This window comes from Leucobacter coleopterorum, assembly GCF_011382985.1.
GTDB lineage: Bacteria > Actinomycetota > Actinomycetes > Actinomycetales > Microbacteriaceae > Leucobacter > Leucobacter coleopterorum.
Map to the genome: position 1 here is coordinate 2677455 of NZ_CP049933.1, position 18720 is coordinate 2696174.

Genomic DNA, 18720 nt, shown 5'->3' on the forward strand with positions numbered 1-18720 from the left:
CCGTAAACGAACGGCCGTGGCCTAGCGCCCCTGGCTCGCAACCGCGGCAGCGCCAGCTGCGGCGGCCTCTGGGTCAAGGTACCGGCCCGGCCCGGTCACCGTACCATCTTCGTTGATCTCGTAAACCAGCGGCATACCCGTCGGAATATTGAGACCCGCGATGTCTTCGTCAGAGATACCTTCAAGGTGTTTCACGAGCGCACGCAGCGAGTTGCCGTGTGCGGTGACTAGCACAGTCTTACCTGCGTTGAGGTCACTCAAAATCTCCGATTCCCAATAGGGCAGCAGGCGATCAATCACGTCCTTGAGACACTCTGTCTGCGGACGTACGCCGTCGATACCGACATAGCGCGGATCGTTTGCCTGCGACCACTCACTCGAATCGTCGAGCACGGGCGGAGGCGTATCGAACGATCGGCGCCACTCCATGAACTGCTGCTCGCCGTATTTCTCGAGTGTCTCAGCCTTATCGAGTCCCTGCAGAGCACCGTAGTGGCGCTCGTTCAGTCGCCACGAACGCTTGACGGGAATCCACAGCCGGTCCGCGGTGTCCAGCGCCAGGTTTGCGGTCTGGATCGCACGGCTCAGCATCGAGGTGTGCAGCACGTCGGGCAGCATGCCCGCCTCGGCAAGCAGCTCGCCGGCGGCCGCAGCCTCGCTTCGACCCTTCTCAGTGAGCCGCACATCGACCCATCCGGTGAAGAGGTTTTTCTGGTTCCATTCGCTCTGGCCGTGGCGCAGCAAGATCAGGGTGTGTGTCATATTTCCAGCCTATCCGGTCGGTGTTTCGCGCCGCGGAGTGAGGCGCACGGTCGGTTCAATGGTGCGGGTTCTGCCAGCGTCAGCGGGCACAACAATCTCTTGACTGGCGGCAATGCGCTGGCCCTCTACGTTGCCTGGCTCGGCACCGGTCTCTCCAGCGCGCAGTTCGAGCGGGGCATCTTCGGGCACCGCGCGCTTGAGCAGTGCAAGCGCAATGCCACCCCACTCGTAGTGCAGCACAGCCCGAGTCACACGGCCCACGGGGCGAGATTCGGGATCCTGCGCTTCACCCTCGCGATACACAAGCGCACCGGGCACGGGCAGTTCCCCACCGGAGCCATCGAGGTGCAATAGCACCAGGCGACGGGGCGGGTGCCCGAGGTTGTGCACCTTCGCGATCGTTTCCTGCCCCCGGTAGCAACCCTTATTCAGGTGAACCGCGGTGCGCATCCAGTCGAGTTCGTGTGGGATCGCGCGCGCATCGACCTCGCCGTGCTGCGAGGGACGCCACGCTCTCACCTCGAGGGCGTCAAGGGCCATGAGGCCCGCAACTCGCACGCTGCCGGATCGCGCCAACGCGGCAACGGCGCTGAGCTGATCCCGAGCGAACACAAACTGCACCGCAGACCAATCGGCCCCGGCGTGCTCGCCGTGCGCGTACTGAACACCGCCACGAGCCACACTCGCCCAGGGATCGCGCCACTCGGCAGCAGGCCCCAGCGAACGCAACGCTCCGGCCGCGGCTCCCTCAAACGCGAGTATGGCCGCGTACTCCGCAGACACGTCTTGCACATCCACCCGCAGCGCAAAACGCATGCGGACAAGAAACGCGGCGAGCGGCTCGGCCGATCCCGCGTCAACGAGCAACCAGGCTCGCTCACCATCGTCAACAAGGCGGATGACCCGCTCTATCCGACCGTTCGGGTCAAGCAGGATCGTCTCCACACTCTCGCCAGGGCGCAAACCAGTGAGCTGCTGGCTCGTCATCGAGTGCAGCCAGCTCAGCCGATCCTCACCCGACACCACCACGATGCCGTTGTGAGAGAGATCAACGAACGCGTCTCCGGCAGCGAGCGCACGCTGCTCGGGCAGTGGCTCACCAAAGTGCGCGGCAACACCGACTTCGGCGTCCGCAACGGCCCCGGGCAGCTCAAGAAACGGATTCATCGTTCACGCACCCGCGGAGCAGTCAGAAGCAACGAACTAGCGCTGCCCCTTGAACAGCTTGTAGATGACTGTTCCCGACACCCAGGCGATCGCCAGCGATGCAAGACCAAGAAGCCCGAGAAAGAAAAGTTCGAGAGCAAGAAGCATGGTGTCAGTCTATCAAACGCTGGGGGCAACTCGGCGCTGCTGACGAACCTTCTTGTTGGGCCAGAACAGGATCGCCGAAATGCCACCGAGCACAACGATGGGCGGAAAGATCCACCAGGGAAACTCGGCTTTAGTGGCGGCCGACACGAGTTCAGATTTCTTCGTGGGAGCGGGAATCCGCTCACCTCGAATCAGCAAGCGGTGCGTGTTGACGTTCACTGGCGTACAGGTAATGAGCGTCACAAGGTCTTTGTTCTTTTCGAGAGCGAGATGGGTCGTGTCGTCGGGCAGCACAACTTTGATCTGATCGACTCGGTAGTAGATCGTTTCGCCGAGCGCCGAGATAGTGAAGGTATCGCCCTTTTTCACACCGTGCAGGCTCGTGAACATGGCGCCGTTCGGCAGCCCCGAGTGCCCGGTGAGCACAGAGTGTGTGCCCTCGCCACCAACAGGGAGAGAGGATCCGAAGAGATGCCCCACCCCCCTGTCTAGCGAACTGGCGCCAGTGCCATGGTAGATCGGCAGATTGATTTTGGCACTGGGCACGTTCAGCTCTGCCATCACGTCGGTGTCGACGACCTTCATCTGTTTGAGGTAGTCGCGGGTCGCCAGTTCGGGGGTTTCTCCCGAGGCCGAGAAGGGGTCCTGCAGTGGGCCGTTCGGCAGCGATTCGTTGTAATCTCGCGCCTTCTTCAGAAGCCCGTCGAGTTCGTCTGAAGAGGCGCTCTCTATGTGCTTGGCGTAGGCATCGATCTGGCTTTGTTGTGCACGATCCGTGAGCCAGCTCGCCGCCGGTGGATACACCGCGATGCCAACTCCAACGACCGCGACGGCCATCATGATGACGCGCTGCAGCGTCACCGATTTCAGTCGCTTCAGCACGGCGCTTTTACCCGAGAACATCAGTTTCATGACTTGCGCATTCGTCCGTGGGCAAGGATCCCTGCGCACAAGGATCCTTGCCCACGGCTTCTGGAGCGACTAGGCCTTAGCAGCCTGCAGTCGACGCTGACGAACGATCATGAACACCACACCAGCAATGATGAGCGCTCCGCCACCGTAAAACAGGCTCGCGGAAAGCACTGAACCGGTCAGCGGCAGGGTGAAACCACCGTTATTGAGAGCATCCTCGATCGTGTAATCGGGGTTGTTTTGCCCGCGACGTAATCGTTGACAACAACCTCGTATGGCTCAGCGAGCAGCGAGTAGCCCGCGGGGGCTTTGGTCTCTACCAGCCAGTAGCTCTGGTAGCCGGGGTCGGCCGAGGTAACGCGCTCTCCGTTTGCCCAGTCCGACACACGAAGACCGGTGAGCATGATCTGACCGGAGGCGTTTGTGGTGAAGGTGGTGGCACCTCCGACCTCGATCTGGCCTGTGCGCGCAATCGCGTCTGCACGCGTCTTGAAGATCTGGAACTCTGCGTCCTTGAGCTTGACCGTTGACTTACCTGCCTCAACCTTTTCGATCAGCAGATCGCCGAAGTGTGTCTCTTCGCTTGGGTTGACCGGTCCGCCAGGCTGGCCAGGCTGAATCGAGAAGCTCGCAGCGTTGGGGTAGACAAGTGCGGTGTTTTCGATCGTGCCCACGGTGTTCACTGTTGTGGGGATGGTCACCTGCACACGATCAGTCGCGTCAGCGGCGCGAGCGGCAACGAGCTTAGCCCTGCCATCAACTGTGAAATCAATGGTGACGGTTGTCTTTGCAGGGGTGCCTGACGTAGCCTCTGTGAGCACGTAGTCGGTGCCTTCAGCGAGAGTCGTTGCGCTCTTCTCAAACTTCACAATGGTCGTGCCGTTTGTGTAGCTCAGCTTGGAGTCGAGCGGATCAACGATGCGGTAACCGTCAATGACTGCGGCGTCGGGGATCTCGCCGTAAATGTTCCAGGTAATCACGTCACCGAGCTTCACCTTGCCGGTGTCGTCAACGGTCTTCTCGTTCTTGTCACCAAAGGTAGCGTTCTTCGGGTAAACGTGAACGTTGTAAAGCCAGTCGTTGAGGTTGGCAGGATCAGTTATGGGAACTGTCACAAGGAAGGGCTCTGCCGGAAGGTACCCGGAGGGTGTGACGGTCTCTTCGACCAGGTAGAGGCCGACGGCCAAATTCGAGAACGTTGCGACACCGCCACCAGCAGTCACCTGTGTGGCAGCAGTTCCCAACGTGTGTCCACCCAGGTTCGTTGGAGTGAGCGTCTTGAGAGCTTCCCAGCCCGCATTGGTCGAGAGGTCAATGCCGTTCACCTTTTTAGCGGTGAAGGTAACGCCATTCAGTGGCGTGAGGCCGCTGAGTACAGGGTCAGACGGGCTGATCTCGCGGCCGTCGTTGGGAAGAGCCGTTGCGGTTGCCGGCTTTTCGTACTTGTGAACAGTGATCGAAGCATCGTTTTTGGTCGGGTCAATGGTCGGTGCAGCCGACGCTGCCACACCTGCGCTCACCATGAGCGCACCACCCACGACGAGTGCCGCGAGCAGTCTGAACGTTCCGTTCCGTTTTCTGGGGGAATGCATTATTTCTCCTTGGATATTGACTGACCCGTGAAAACGGGACACTTGGGGGAAGAACCGCGAGGGTTAGGCGGTCTTGCGACTTCGGTAACGCGTGTTCAGCGCCAGTCCCGAAGCCACGAGTGTGAGGAGGACGCCGGCGCCGATATAGGGCAGCGAGCCGAATCCGCCGGTGAGGGGTAGCGCCACGGGTGCCGAGTTAACAACTGTGACCGTCCACTTATCCACGCTCATTTGGCTGTGTTTGGTCGGCTCTGCAAGCGTGAGCACACCCGTGTCACTGAGCACAAACTTGGCGGGTTCCGGCAACAAGGTGAAGCCCGCGGGGCTCGACACCTCACTGAGCCAGTAGGTGCCGGGTCGCAGACCTTTGAGTTTGAAGACTCCCGGGTTGCCGCTCTCTTCGGTGAGCGTTGTGAGCACCGTACCCGGTGTTCCCGCAGCGTCCTGCAACACCTCAAACGAGGCTCCCGTCAGCGGAGTCACTGCCCCACCAACATCTCGAGAGACTTTTTTCACCTCGAACAGCGCACCGGTGACGTGAGTCGTCGAGCACTCCGTCGGCATCGGTGAGGCGCCCGCGACACAGTTGGTCGGGGTGGTGGCTCCCGCTGCCGTTACCGTGTTGGTGAGTGACTCAAACCACGCATCATCATCAACCACAACGCGGTATTTGAGCGTCATCTTTTCACCCGCTGGCAGGTCTGCAGCGACGGTCTTCAGCAGGTCAGAAGCACCTGGATTGGCAACGCTAACGGCCGATCCCGAACCGATGGTGAGCGTCGCGGATCCGGGAACGAATGTTCCAGCACCGAGCACCCCACTCAGATCGTCAGTCAGCACCACATCATCAATGTCACGGGTGCCGGCGGTCGCCGTCACCTCGTAGTCAATGACATCACCGGGTTTCACAACACCACCGGCGGGAGTGAGCGCATTGACGGTCGCCGACTTCGCGACGGACCAGGCCGCGCTTGCGGGCGGTGCCGGAGCGGTGGTTGATTCACTCACCGTTGAGGTCAAGTGGTTTGCGTCACCCGAGTAGGTCACCACATAGGCGAGGCTGCTGCTCTGCTGTCCGGTCAGCTCGGCCACAAAACGTCCGTTGGCATCGAGTGTTGCCTCGACCGCATTACCGCCGTTCACCGTGACCGTCACCTTGCCGGTTGGAATAGTGCCGTACTGCGCGGTCACCTGCCCACGGATGGTTGTGGTCACACCTATCTGAGTGTCACCGCTCAACTCCAACGGGCTCAGAGCAATCGCGGTGCTGGCTTTTGTGACGATCAGGTTTGCATTGGCGACCACGGCGCTCGAACCACTCGGACCGGTGTAGCTGACGCTCATCGGGTGCGTACCCACGAGGTAACTGTTGCCCGCGTTTGGCAGTATAAAGTTCGCCGCATACCCCGCAACTGTGACGGTGTCGCGCAGCACCGAGTCAATGGCGAGAGCCGCGGTACCGCCGTCCTTTCCAGCGCTGTCTAAGCTGGCAGAAACGGTGCCACCCTGCCCATAGACGACAGTGACGTCATTCAGGGATGCCGACCGTTTTCGCACTGGCTCAAGCACGTACAGAGTCTTAGCGTTGGTGTAAGGAACAAACACCCTGCCATTGGTCATGACGATGTTGCCGTAGTGAAAGGCGAAGCGAGCTCCTTCGGAGAGCCCATCGGGTCGAAACTCGACCTCTGGAACCGGCTGCTGCCGGTTGTTCACATCGCCGCTCACGTAGTTCAGCGAAGCGAGGTCATAGAAGAGCAGTTCACCCTTTTCGAACTGGCCCCCGCTGCGGTTCATTGAGCTCATGACCAGCTTGCCGTCTCGCACGTCAAAGTTCACGGCCGCGTTGTAGTGGTACCGCGGCGGGATAATTTTGCCCCCGAGTTGCAGGCCCGTCACGTCATCAAAGATGTAAATGGCACCCTGAGTTGTTGTGCCGGTGTGGAACGCACTCGAGTAGATACCGCCAACAGGATCAGCGGGTCGTCGCTGGTGAAGTTAATCTCCTGAGACGAAGAGACAAACAGTTTGCCTTCTGCAAACTTCAGCACCGTACTGAACGGATCCGTCGTCACTCCTGAGGGATGGAACGTTTTGGGGTCCATGGGGTTTTGGATCACACGCGGGTTTGTTGCTTGCACGCCGCTCACATCGAAGAGTGTGACTTTACCGAGACGGCAGGTGTCAGCAACCCCGGTGCCGTAGCGGTCACAGGTGCTCACGGGCATTGGGGAGGCAACGGCAAGTTTTGTCCCGTTGAACGCGGTCGACATGCCAAACTCTTCGTTAGTGCTTGCGAGATTGTGCTCGACCCTGGCCCAGTCCCCGGTCACCAAATTGATGAGATAGACGGCTCCGTTACCGATGCCACTCGCACGAACGGCGCTCTCTGCAGAAACCGCGGCCACGTCACCGCTCACCTCAAGCCGGAGACCAAACGATGCCCTGTTCTCAGCACCCACCGGCTCATCTACGGTCAACGTCTTTTCGTAGGTCCAGGTGTTAGTGCCACTCAAACGATAGACATACACCTCTGCGGTGGTCTCTGAAAATCCGCCAGCTTTGACGTAGTTCTTGGGGTTCGGCGTCACAACCGCGCGCCCATTTGCCGCATCAACAACCACACGCCGAGCAAACGTTCCCTGCATTGTCGGCGGCGGAGTGAGGGTGGCGGTTTCCCAGTCGTCATCACCGGGACCCGTGAAGTGTCTGATCACGACTGAGTTGTAGTTTGCGATGTAGGCTGCGTAGTCGCCCGAAGCACTCACCACACCTGCCGTTGTGCCGTTGCCCACGTCAAAGAGGGTCGACACCCGATACCCCTCGTAGTCATCGTTAAACCCTGCCTGAGCTGCAGCAGGGATCACCAGGAGCCCCATAATGATGGCCGCGACAGCGGCGAAACGCCCAAAACGGCGGATGCGCCCGTCCCCGGTGGACGTGTGCTGCATGCTCTGCATCTTCTTCTCCTAGGTGTACGTTGTGACTACGCGGCTTGAACGGGGTTCAACTCTTCGGAATGTGTGTCGGCGGGTTTGCCGTCGGATCTCTTGTCTGACCTGAGCTTCTGCGGATCCATGATGGTGAGGATGAGGAGCCCCACCAGAACGGCGATCGCCACGGCCAAACCGATCTTGCTTTTCAGCGCCAACGCCAGGTAGCCGACGTAGGGGATCCAACCGATCACCTCTCCGACCTCGGCAAACAGGTAGTTATCGAAATCATTGACCTGGTTGGCGTCCCCCTTCAGCGTGAAGGAGTGGCCACCTTTCACCTCTTGGATCGCAACCACCCTGTGTGTGACCTGGCCTTGATTGTTCGGGCGCTCAACGGTCAGGATGTCGCCAACTTTGACGTCGCTCGAGGGAATCGTGCGCGCAAAGGTGAGATCCCCGTGTGAATCGTTGGTTCCATCGACCCCGAAATCACCACCGAGGGTCTGATACCACCGATCACTCCCACGAGAAAAACAATGATGCAGAGCGCGCCCAGGCATGACAAGACCCACAACAGCGTCGATCTGATGCGCGCATAGACGCGCAAACCCGCGCTGAGCGTCGGAAGTTCAGCGTCGCGCGCTACCACTTCCACACCAACTCAATCGTCGGGATGCGGGTGTTTGCCTCGTCATCGGTATCACCGTAGGGATCGCTGGTGTTCGAGGTTGGGAGGTGATCACCGTACGCTGTAAGCGCTGCGGGATCAGCGGCAGCGCAGCCATACGCCTCGGCGGTGGTGTCGTACGACCCGCGAGCGTAGCGGCCACCCCAGCCATAGAGCTTTCCATCTGGTGTTGTCGCGTACGACCAGCAGGTGCCCGCTGCGATTTGCGAGGCCTTACCAACCTTGCTGAGCGAGGTATTCAGTGTCGGTACGGCCGTGGCGGCCCTGGTCTTGCAGGTTGCCCCGCCCACGCTGTCGGCGATGCCGGTCGCCTGGCAGAAACTGTCAGAACCGTAACCGTACACAGTGCCGTCTGCCATCAGCAGAAGCGTGTGGTCGAGACCGTTGGCGACTTCGCGCACCCCGAGGCGCATGGCCGAAAGGGAGGTCGTGACCGCGGGATCGCCGGTGGTGCTAACGGCGTCGACTTTCACCGGGTAGTCGCCGTCGTTCTCCTGCGCGTTCGAGCTCGGCCACTCCTGCACCGGCCCGTCCCACTCAAGAACCGTGTACAGGGGATGGTTGATACTGAGGGCACTCGGAGTGCGCCCGAGATACTTGCGCACATCGAGTGTGCCCATTCTGCCGGTACCCCAGGTGTACAGCTCGCCGTTTTGCAGCACCATCTGGTTAGCGCGGTCGCGTGATCCGACCTGCCGAACTGGGCAGGTGGCCGACACACGATCAACTGCGCTCACAGTCCCTGCGCATCCCGCTGCGAGTTCTGCGCTCGAGTACTTCGTGTTCACTACCGAGTTCACCCCAAAGGCCACCCGTGGGCAGTCCATCTGCGAGAAGATACCGAAGCTGGTTTTTTGATTCGCAAAGTCCCGCGTCTGAGCGTAGAAGCTGCCGACACCAAGGGTGTTGTACCCCCAGCTGTACACAACCCCCGTTTGTGTGACGAGCAGACCACCATTGGCACCCACTGACATGGAGTGCACCTTCTTGGCCGCTGACCCCGCGTCGTAACCGCTGATCACACCACCAACAGGGTGCTGAGTACAGGTTGTTGACTCGTAGGGCACTATGTAGCGGTCAAAAAACCGCGAGTTGAAAAGAGTGGGAGCACCCCAGGCGGCTGATTCCTCTTCGCGAGCTTGTTTGTCAGTCGACAAGATGTGGCCCGATCCAAAATCGGGCATCACAACACCCGATCGAGTCTGCCATCCCGTGTAGCCCCACACGTACAGTTCCCCAGCGTCTGTGAGTGCAAAAAACTGCTGGTGCGCTGATTGCAGATCAACGATCTTTTGCTTGACACCATCGGAGTTCCGCACAACGATCTCGGTCGGTGTCAGTTGAAACTTCGTCGAGACGTTCTGCACATTCTGCATGCCCGCATAGTTGGATCCCCACCCGAACACACGCCCGTCGCCAGTGAGAGCGGCAAACGCCTCTGCGGCGGTATTGGATCCCGTTTTTGAGGCGGCAGCGACCTTAACCGCTTTCATGCCTTTAGCCCCAAACCCCGTCACCGCGACCGGAGCGCCAGTGGTCAGAGAAGCATCGTTGCCGTTACCGGCGTATCCTCCGGCCCACTTCAAACTGCTGGCGTTTGAGCGCGGACGGTAGCCCGTCACCCAAACTGACCCGTCGCTACCAACGACCGCGCCAGACGCGGCGGAGAGTGTGTTCTGGCCGAAGTAATTCACCACCGGCTTCTTTTCGGTCTGCAGCACAGCGTCGGCGTGAACCACATCGATGAACCCAGCCTGTGTCATTGACAGGGGTGAAGCGAGGGCTGCCACAACGGCAATACTCATTGCCGCGAAGAGGCCCCGCCGCAGTGTGGTGCTGTGGCCCCTGAGCGTCGTTCTATGCATCCTGTAACGCACTACCCACCTACCGATGTTCCTGAGAAGGTCAGCGTGAACTTGGCGCTGCCCCATTGAGAGACCTCTTTTGTGTTGTGGTGAGGTCGTCCTTGAATGTGAACCACAGGTCGACCACAACGGAGCTATTTGCGTTGGTGCCGGCTACCCAGGTGTCACCGTTTGCGAGTTGAGCGCGTCCGCGACTGTCGAGGGTCACCACGTTTGTCGCGGTGGCCGGAGTGAGCTGTGTGCTTGCCGTTGGAGAAGCAGGATTGCCAAATACTGTGCTGCCGTTCACACTCGCGCTCACACGCACAAACCCCGAGAGATCGTCAAGCACCCCCGCCACGGGCTTCACCGACATGCCCAGGCTTGCCTGTGTCTCGGGCGAGTTATTGAAAACACGAACGCTGACTTTGTGGGTCGCTCCAGGCAAAAAATCCTTACCGTCAAAGGTGTAGCTGGTGGAGTCGGCACCGATTTGCTGAACCCGGTTGTTCTGCCCAACGAGGCCAATCGAGAAGGGTTTGCTTGTAATAACATCACCCATGCCGAGAAAGGCGTTGTCTCGAAACACGGCGGCCGTTGTGAGCGCGGTGGCAAGCAGAAAAATGCCTGCGGTAGCGAGCAAGGTCCACTTGTTTCGTCGCTTGCCCGCGGGGGTGCTATCCCGTGAGTCATGTCATGCCCTCCGTGGGGTGTTGTGTGGGACCGCAGTTGCCTGCCTGCTCAACATCTGTGCGCGCATTAACCGGTCACTCCTTGCAGGTCGGTAATGCCAGAGAGCAGATTGCTCTCGGAGCTGACCACGATGCCCGGGTACATACCCTGGCCATACGCTGCGTCTTGGAAGCCGGGTGAAGCCGGATTCAGCCAAACGTTTATTCTGAACGTGCGTTTGCCAGGGTCAGTCGCGCTTGTGGCCTTCGCGATAGTGGAGCCCGTCAGAACTGTCCCGCCTCCGGCGTTGATCTCAGCAACACTCTTTCGCACAATCGAATTGATCGGTGTTGCGGGAGTGGTGATGTCGGTCACGCTCATCAACATGTGGTCGAACGGATCTATCCCGCCAACCGCCGCAGGACCACCGCGTGTATCTCGAGCGTTACGCACCGCGAGCACAAGGTTGCCCGTGGCCGCCTGAGAGGTGTTGCACACCGTAATCTCGTAGGTCGCGGTCGGATCGTTTGGGCTTGCCGCGTCGTAAGCGATCACTGCTCCTGCCGTGTTGGTCGCCACGATAACGGCAGTGCTCTGGCTCGCCGCATCTGCTGAGCAGGTTTTGCCCGAGGCCGGATCAGTAATCTTTGCGTCAAAGTTGCCTGTTACGGCCACACCAGCTTCGGAGTCATCCGTGAAGGCAGCAAAGGAGAGCACAACCGTGAGACTGAGTGCGAGCGCGGCGACGGCCGACAACAGCACACGGAATCTTGGTTGAGAAAGAATTCGTCTCATGCAACTTCTCCTGAAACCATTGACAATGGGGAGGTCGGGCACCTCAGAGCTACAGAAAGCGGTGGCAACTGCCCTGCCGCGCAGTTGCGCCGTTGGGGCGACACAACTTGCGAGTAATTCGGTTGAGCAACTGATCATCATTTCGCTTTCAAACATTTGCTTCTGAGGTGCCCCAGTTCGATACCGGGGAGGACGGACAGGTGTTACCCAGCGGTGATCCCCTGCTAGTTCGGGGTAGGGAGCCGGGAACACAGGCTGAGTATTCACTCACTTGTCTGTCTACAAGGGAGGTTCCCCCGCATCGAATCTTGTGAAGCCTCGTTAGAGGCCCGTCGCGGCGAAGTGCACCACGAACTTTGTTGCGCCCTGGGTAAGCTTCATGTTGTTGACAGCACCCTGATCTTTCAAGCGAAACTTCATCGTCACCAAAGCAGCGGTATTCTGCTGCAGCGGTGCGCCTGCGCCCATGATTTCGTTGAAGCCCGCGGGCTCAGGATCGCCAACGTTTGCTGGCTCAGCGCCCACAAGCCCGTTACACGATCCCCACCCGATCGCCTGGACACCACGAACGTCAACTGCACACTCAAGGCTTTCGGTGTAGTAGTCAATCTGGGCCGCCGTCAGTCCAGGAATCGCCTGCGAGCCTCCGGGCTTAATGTCTGCGTTGCGGTTGAGGATCTTAATGTCGATCTTCATGTCGATGTTGCCAGCGGAGACATTCTTGATGGGAATGTTCACGATTGCTGCTGCCCCACCCGGAACCAGCGTCTTCAAGTCAGGGTTGATCACCAGACCGGGGCTGCTGCGAACATCGTAATCTTGGTAGTTTGCAGCGGCATCCGAGAGGATCGGGGTGTTCTCCTTCGACACCTTGAGGTCAAACACCTTGTCGGCGCCGGGGCCAATGGTGTTGTTGCTGGCCGAAGAGCCAAGTCCCAAGAAGGCGTTATCCACGAAGAGCGCTGACGTGAGCAGCGCTCCAACTGCAAGCACCGACCCAGAGGCGATGAGCGCTCGGCGCTTTCCGGTCATTTTCTTCTTTGCCATGGATGCTCCTTGTATCTTTCTGATGTACCCCATCGGTCAGATGAGGAAGTCTGTTGACTAGATGTAGATTTCGCAGCGCGGAACGCTCACGCCCGAAAGCGCACCAAAACGAACAACATCTTTACCGTCGCCATCTCGGGCGATCTGTATGGGAACCGCAGTAACGTATTTGTCGGTGATCTGTTTGGTGACGCCCCCGAGATACGGTGGAAGGCACCCTTCGTTGACAGCGCGTAGTGGGCGTTGGCACCCCAGTGATACAGCGACTTTGGGGTTCCCGGCATCGTGCCAATCTGATTCGGTGCTGCAAAGCCCGTGAACCACTCCCAGAGCTTCCCGTCGCTGGTGCCAAAGTAGATCCCGTTCTGATTCCCGAGCCGCATCCCGTATTTCTCGATCGCGCTCACGTTTGACGCAACCAGGGTAGGAACAGCATTGGTCGGGGCGTAGTAGAGAGCCCCGAGGCGAGTAGCACAAACGGCTCGCTCGAGTCGTTCCACGAGATCGCGACAGGGGTGCCCGGTACCCTCTGGGTTGAGTAGCTTGTGGTGCCGGTGTTGACGTTTCCGGCCACTGCTGTCTCGACAAAGGAGTACGTTCCGATACGCCCATCGTTCAGCGCAAAACGAAACGCGCCACCACGGTTGACGTGCGCAATGACGGCAACGTCGGTCGCAGCCACCACCGTGCTGAATGGAGACCAGACTCCGGCTACCGTGCACAGTTCCCCGTCTTCAAACAGCACAAGCGGCACGGGGTTCTGCACACTCGACTCGTTCACTGCGATGGTTGCGGCAAGATCCTTGACCTTTTTGTTTGACCGTTCGGTCATGACCGATTTTCCCTGGGGAAAGTAATGCTTCTTCGCCGCGATAGGTTCGCTCGGGTTGCCTTGATCAAGAGGAGCCTGCGACGAGTACAGGCAAAGACCGTACTTCCCCGAAATGTCAATGTAGCGCCACGCGTAAAACAGCGTGCCCCACCTCGTTGAACTCATCGCCCGAACCTGCTGTCCAGTCACGACAGGAAGAGTTTGCGGACGAGCATCCATTTCGCTCTTGTTCAGTCCGCCCATGTATTCTTGCGGGCCGTCGTACAGCCAGATGTCACGCGCACGGTTGTCGATAAGCAAGCTGGGTCGAATATCGATCGGCATGACTGTGCGAATCGTGCCCCAGGGGTTCTGGTTCCAGTCCTCACACACCTGACCGACGTCCTTAACAACTCGGTCGTCAGATTCGTTCCACCAGTAAAGGTGTCCGGCGCCAATGGCCGGGGGTGTCGGTTCCGTGACTTTGGGGGCGAGAATAATGTAGGCGACCGCCTTCTGCGTGCCGTACGATGCAGTGACGATGCCCGGCAGCACACTCTCGTTCTCTACACGGATCCCGTCAATCTCAAGTTTTCCGGCGGCAGCCAGAGTAAAGAATCGCGGGTACACAGTCCCGTCGGCCCAGCGAACGCCGTGAGAGACCCCAACAAAGATCGTTTCCCCGGCAGGGATCGGGGTGCCATTTGTTTGATACGCGTCGAGGACAACCTTCGCCGCAGAGTCGATTGTGGGAATGACCACCTGATCTGGAACAAATTCAAAGCTCGATGCCGCCCCGGCTGCCGTGGCCCCGGCACCAAACACCAGGGTTGTCGCGGGAACCGACCACACTGCCGCGCGAAGCAAGGATCGACGCGGCAACGTCTTTCCTGCACCATCTTGCTCATGCCTATCGCGTGCAGACGTCATTACTCGACTTCGTTTCTTTCTCTAAAGGGAGGATCAACGCTGAAATTTGGGCAACATCAACTTTCGTTGTGTCTTTGGACCGCCGAATCGTCCGTCTGGGTGACTTCAATGCGAAGGAGTTTTGGGGAAACTCGTGCAATGCCTCTGCGTCTTAGAGGAGAGCAGGTGCCGTACGTGACTCGGTACGTCAATTGTGCGCACGGAGGGGGCCGAAAATTACCAATACTTCGGGGTTTTAGTCCCCATTTTCATGCCCGGGGTGAAGAGGTTCCAAGCAAATTAAGACGCTAAGCATGAACCTTTAACCCACGCCGCTTCCATCACCCCAGGGATGAAAACTGGGATTAATTAATCCCAGTTTCGTCATTTTGTGCCCGCTTAAACACTCACAATCAGATTCTGGGCTCAGTTCACCCCGTTTGCCACGAGCACGAGTCGGGTGCGAAAGTTTACGAGTTCCAAAATTTGCTGGGGGGCAACATAAGTGTCTGGAGATATCTGCGCGGTATTTCATCATTCAAGGGCGCAGCAACATTCGTCCTAGAGAAGCATGGGCTTCGAATTATCAAGCCCATTGCCCAGGTTGCCGCTGCAGCTCACTCTTAATTCATCCTGCATTTTTGGAAAAGAGACTCGTCTTGAATGAACAACACTCTGTTCCCGGTACTCGAACTGCGCGGGTTCCCTCGTCTCCCCGTTTTCTGCGCTCGTGCGTCACTCGCCCGAGGCTTCTTGATGTGCTCGACGCCGGGTTTGAGTACCAGGTCACACTCCTGCGTGCGCCCTCCGGTTACGGGAAGACACAGCTCGTTGCCGATTGGCTCGAAAAGCGCCTACCCGCTCACCCGGAGACTCACGCACTCTGGGTAGACGTTGTTGATTCTCACCGATCTGCAAGCCATGTCAGGCACCTGCTGTGGCGAGAACTCGTAGAAATCATTCGTGCTGATCCGACGCTCGCCGAGCAGGAGAGTTCTCCTTTCACCTCGACTTTGCTCGATGCAGCCTCGTTCACTGCCTACACTCCCTCACGTCAGCGAGCCGCATTGCTCGAATTGCTCGACCTGAGTGTCGAAAAGACACTGCTCGTTGTGTTTGATTGTGATGAACTCGGCCTTGACGGCGAGTCGTTCGCTGACTGCGAGTGGCTTCTGCAGAAGGCCCGCAATCTTCGTGTCTGGGTTGCTGGCCCCTTCGAAGCGTTCTCGATCAACGCGACGTTTGAGCTATCCATCGACTGTCACGTCATACCGTCCGAGGTTCTACTTTTTACAGCGAGTGAAACTTCGGAGGCTGCGCGGCTTCTTTCAGTGCGTCTCAATCAAGCAGAGGCTGAGCATCTCCGCTCGATCACCAACGGGCTCCCTCGACTTGTTCGTGAGGTCATTTTGCGGGCGACCTCACACGCAGACACCAGCAAGACAGAGTCAACCACAACCCGTTTTCGCAGAGCGGTTCAACAATCGGTTCAGCGATCCATGCAAGACATGAGCGCACACTCAAGCCTTGATCTCAACGCTCTCGCTGCGCTGTCTTACCCACCGTTTCTCACCGAGCAACTCGCGAATGCCATTCAAAGTGACCCCCACGCGAGCGATGCCCTCACCGCACTCCAGCGAACTGGCTACGGTGGTTGGGAGAGCGTTGGCGACCGACAGCAGTTCATCATGCTCGAGACCGTTCGCTCGTATCTGCAAGAGCATCACTCGCTTGACCCCGAACTCGTCGCGCAAATTCGCAGGCAGAGTGCCAACGAAATGGAGCGCATCGGCTACCCCATCGAGGCGTGCCAGGAGTATTTGCTTCTCGAAGACGAAGCCGGTGTAGAACGCGTGCTGCAGCAGCACTTTCCATGGGGACTCTGGGTCAAACGATACGAGCTGAGCGACATCATGCGAGCAGTTCCCCGAGAGATGCTGCTTCGCAGGCCGCTCTTTCTTGGCATTCGTGCTGCCTCCACGTATTGGGCGTACGGTATCGACAAGCGTGAGTTCACTGAGTTGCGGACGGTGGTCGACACCATCGACGCCTCGGGAGCGGTGTTTGATGCCAGGGAAGAACTCTTGTTCATTGCGGCAAAGATCTTTCTGCTGACCACGCGGGATCCAGAAGCCCACATCGATGAGGTCAAACATCAGCTCCTCTTGCACGCTCAAGACGGCACGACACTGAAAAGCCCTCTTCTCGATCTCATCTTTGGAGTGGCCCTCAACCACCTCGCCTCACTGCATATTCAACTCGGTCGCTACACCGAGTCGGAGACACTGCTCGATCTTTTGATCGGTACAAAGTTGCCGGATCGTGCCGTGGCAATGCGGTTGCGTGCGCAGGGCCACAAGGCTGTTTCGCTGGTGCTGCGCGGTGATGTGAAGCAGTCAAGAGAACTGCTCAACGAGTGCCACACGAGCGACTATTGGTCCCTCATCTCTGGAACCTACTGGGCGAGGTTCTTCCGGCTAGCTGAGGCCTACATTGCCATCGAGGATTTCGACCACAGGCTGGCACTCGAGATCGTTGCCGAGCTCAGAGAGGACTCCAATACCTATGAAGACGGACTCCTCGTGGTGCACGCCCACGTCATGGCGTTGCTGCTCGGTGGCTTCACGAACGAAGCGATGGAGACGCTGAGAGACGCACTCGACGTGGTCAACGCATCCGAGATGAACTGGGGTGCCTACCAGGTCGATCTGCTGCGAGCGCTGCAGATCGACCTGCTACTGGCCTCGGAACACTTTGCGACGGCGCGCTCCCACCTTGAAACGGGCAGATCCAACACCTCACCGTACTTTCGGGCGCTCAACCGTTTTGCGCTGCGCACGGGCGACGCCATCCAGGTGCTCGCCCGCGCCAAAACGGTGCTTAATGAGCCAAATCGCACGATTAGAGAGCGCGCGGAACACTTGATTCTTCAGGCGGTTGCCGCGCACGAGCTCAACAACGATGCGCTCGCGGCTGACTCTTGGCGACGGGCCTTGGAACTCAACCGCAGGTTCGGAATCACCACTCCGCTTCTGCAGATTGCGACCGTGGATATGGTGATCACAAACGGCGAGACGCTCCAAATATTCGGTGAGACTCCCCTGCCGTACTCAGCCAGACTCGAGTCTTTCAAAGGCTGGCGGTTCAGTCGATCCCGAAGCTCACCAAGCGTGAAGGTCTGGTGCTCGAGCGCTACGCCAAGAGTGCCTCCGTTGCCGAAATTGCGAGTTCCCTCAGTGTGTCCCCAAACACTGTAAAAAGTCAGATACGCAGCATTTACAAGAAACTCGGGGTGAGCGGGCGCGGCGCGGCGCTAGCCAGGGCCGTTGACCTGGGGATCTTGCGTAGCCCTGCCTCCGCAAAAGAGTGAGTGGTGGCAATGGCTCAGCCGCTGAGGCCACCAAACAGCAGCGAGACCATCATCGCAACGATCACGGTGTTAAAAATGAAAGCAAAGATCACGTTTGCGCGCACCGTTTGCCAGGCCTGGCGGGTGTTGATGCTTGCTGAGACCGTCGCTGCCATCGTGGAAAGCAGGATAGCCAGGGTGAGGTAATCGCCGAGACGGGGCTCTTCATCGTGCTCAATCCCGAGTGTGATGTGATGGGTGCCGTGTTCGTTCACCGCAGTGCTCAAATGACCGTATTGCAAGGCGAAGGAGTAGACCATCAGGGCCCATGAGCACACAACCGTCAGCATTCCCAGCGTGATGTATACCCAGTCGCTCCGGTAGTCAGGTGTCTGCGCAATAAAGACCGTCAGAACAATCGAAACCAGTGCCGCAGTCATCGTCCAACTGGATGGACCACCGTATCCGAAGAGCTGACTCCAGAGCGTGCGCGGTTTTGTTTCGAGCTGAGGCAGCCGTTTCGCGTAGGCGAGATGTGTCGAGGCGAGATACACGAGCACGAACAGCGGCCACACGATGAGATACGCGAGAATCCAGTAATCCAGAAGATCTTCGCGGGGTACGCCATCGCGATAGACCTCAATGATGCTGGGAAGTGCAATGAGGATCGCCACCACAATTGCGAACGCACTACTCAAGTTTGCTCTCGCAGAGTCACTCAAACGTTGTAATGCCAGCACCCGGCAATACTACAGGTGCAGAATCAACAACCCGATGGCATCGATCACGGCAATGACAAGCACGGATCCCGCCACGCTAAAGGCAACCCGTGTAATAAACCCAACACGCTGTGCGGTGCCCAACTGCAACGCAAACGTCACAAGGGTGCTCGCCCCAATCGCAAACACAAGCCAAGAAAAACGCTCTTCGCCACGCACAAACACGGTTACGAGAACCCCGATCACCGCAGCAACAACCCACGCGGTCACAAGCCTAGGCACATACCAGGCCTGCACATCCGCCATCTCCCAGGCGTCAACGTCCTCTGACTCGCTCACCTCGCCATTGTCGCACAGAGGGCTGTCCATG

The 18720-nt window shown here is 58.7% G+C and carries 17 protein-coding genes; 2 read left to right on the forward strand and 15 right to left on the reverse strand.

From position 1 onward, the window contains the following. Positions 1 to 21 precede the first annotated feature (21 nt). The 13 genes from G7066_RS12600 to G7066_RS12660 form a co-directional block, all read right to left on the reverse strand. The gene (locus tag G7066_RS12600) at positions 22 to 762 is read right to left on the reverse strand and encodes a phosphoglyceromutase (protein ID WP_166331442.1); all 741 of its coding nucleotides are present in this window, start codon (positions 760 to 762) and stop codon (positions 22 to 24) included. A gap of 9 nt (positions 763 to 771) precedes the next feature. Next, positions 772 to 1929 (reverse strand): CAF17-like 4Fe-4S cluster assembly/insertion protein YgfZ, encoded by a 1158-nt coding sequence (ygfZ, locus tag G7066_RS12605; protein WP_166331443.1) that lies wholly within the window; start codon positions 1927 to 1929, stop codon positions 772 to 774. Positions 1930 to 2088: 159 nt separating this feature from the next. After that, the gene (locus G7066_RS12610) at positions 2089 to 2988 is read right to left on the reverse strand and encodes a class C sortase (RefSeq protein ID WP_166331444.1); all 900 of its coding nucleotides are present in this window, start codon (positions 2986 to 2988) and stop codon (positions 2089 to 2091) included. A 179-nt stretch (positions 2989 to 3167) separates the two neighbouring features. Continuing rightward, positions 3168 to 4580 (reverse strand): SpaH/EbpB family LPXTG-anchored major pilin, encoded by a 1413-nt coding sequence (locus G7066_RS12615; RefSeq protein WP_166331445.1) that lies wholly within the window; start codon positions 4578 to 4580, stop codon positions 3168 to 3170. A 63-nt stretch (positions 4581 to 4643) separates the two neighbouring features. Then, positions 4644 to 6479, reverse strand: a complete 1836-nt coding sequence (locus G7066_RS12620) for a SpaA isopeptide-forming pilin-related protein (RefSeq protein ID WP_166331446.1) — start codon at positions 6477 to 6479, stop codon at positions 4644 to 4646. Next, on the reverse strand, positions 6476 to 7540 hold the full coding sequence (locus G7066_RS12625) for a hypothetical protein (protein ID WP_166331447.1): 1065 nt from the start codon (positions 7538 to 7540) through the stop codon (positions 6476 to 6478). Before G7066_RS12625 ends, G7066_RS12620 begins: the two co-directional genes overlap by 4 nt. 26 nt (positions 7541 to 7566) lie before the next feature. Next, positions 7567 to 8076, reverse strand: a complete 510-nt coding sequence (locus G7066_RS12630) for a signal peptidase I (RefSeq protein ID WP_166331448.1) — start codon at positions 8074 to 8076, stop codon at positions 7567 to 7569. Between the two features lie 82 nt (positions 8077 to 8158). Continuing rightward, positions 8159 to 10009, reverse strand: a complete 1851-nt coding sequence (locus tag G7066_RS12635) for an RCC1 domain-containing protein (RefSeq protein WP_205881450.1) — start codon at positions 10007 to 10009, stop codon at positions 8159 to 8161. A 100-nt stretch (positions 10010 to 10109) separates the two neighbouring features. Then, positions 10110 to 10691, reverse strand: coding sequence for a hypothetical protein (locus G7066_RS12640; protein WP_166331450.1), 582 nt, complete (start codon positions 10689 to 10691; stop codon positions 10110 to 10112). Between the two features lie 116 nt (positions 10692 to 10807). Then, a complete protein-coding gene (locus G7066_RS12645) occupies positions 10808 to 11515 on the reverse strand; it encodes a hypothetical protein (protein WP_166331451.1) in 708 nt (235 codons plus the stop codon). Between the two features lie 321 nt (positions 11516 to 11836). Then, positions 11837 to 12562 carry a hypothetical protein gene (locus G7066_RS12650; RefSeq protein WP_166331452.1) on the reverse strand — a complete coding sequence of 242 codons (726 nt, stop codon included), beginning with the start codon at positions 12560 to 12562 and terminating at the stop codon, positions 11837 to 11839. An 86-nt stretch (positions 12563 to 12648) separates the two neighbouring features. Continuing rightward, complete coding sequence (locus G7066_RS12655; RefSeq protein ID WP_166331453.1) at positions 12649 to 12945, reverse strand: hypothetical protein; 297 nt, start codon at positions 12943 to 12945, stop codon at positions 12649 to 12651. Positions 12946 to 12965: 20 nt separating this feature from the next. Further along, positions 12966 to 14303 carry a hypothetical protein gene (locus G7066_RS12660; protein ID WP_166331454.1) on the reverse strand — a complete coding sequence of 446 codons (1338 nt, stop codon included), beginning with the start codon at positions 14301 to 14303 and terminating at the stop codon, positions 12966 to 12968. A 638-nt stretch (positions 14304 to 14941) separates the two neighbouring features. Between G7066_RS12660 and G7066_RS16490 the strand changes: the two genes are divergently transcribed. After that, on the forward strand, positions 14942 to 17539 hold the full coding sequence (locus tag G7066_RS16490; RefSeq protein ID WP_244302987.1) for a hypothetical protein: 2598 nt from the start codon (positions 14942 to 14944) through the stop codon (positions 17537 to 17539). Further along, entirely contained in the window at positions 17464 to 17652 is a 189-nt protein-coding gene (locus G7066_RS12665) for a helix-turn-helix transcriptional regulator (RefSeq protein ID WP_244302988.1), read from the forward strand. The genes G7066_RS16490 and G7066_RS12665 overlap by 76 nt, the downstream gene beginning before the upstream one ends. Positions 17653 to 17666: 14 nt before the next feature. On the opposite strand, the gene G7066_RS12670 is transcribed toward G7066_RS12665, so the two are convergent. Beyond that, positions 17667 to 18329: a DUF1345 domain-containing protein gene (locus G7066_RS12670; protein WP_166331455.1), complete on the reverse strand. Its 663-nt coding sequence runs from the start codon at positions 18327 to 18329 to the stop codon at positions 17667 to 17669. Between the two features lie 51 nt (positions 18330 to 18380). Further along, complete coding sequence (locus G7066_RS12675) at positions 18381 to 18689, reverse strand: hypothetical protein (RefSeq protein WP_244302989.1); 309 nt, start codon at positions 18687 to 18689, stop codon at positions 18381 to 18383. Between the last annotated feature and the right edge of the window lie 31 nt (positions 18690 to 18720).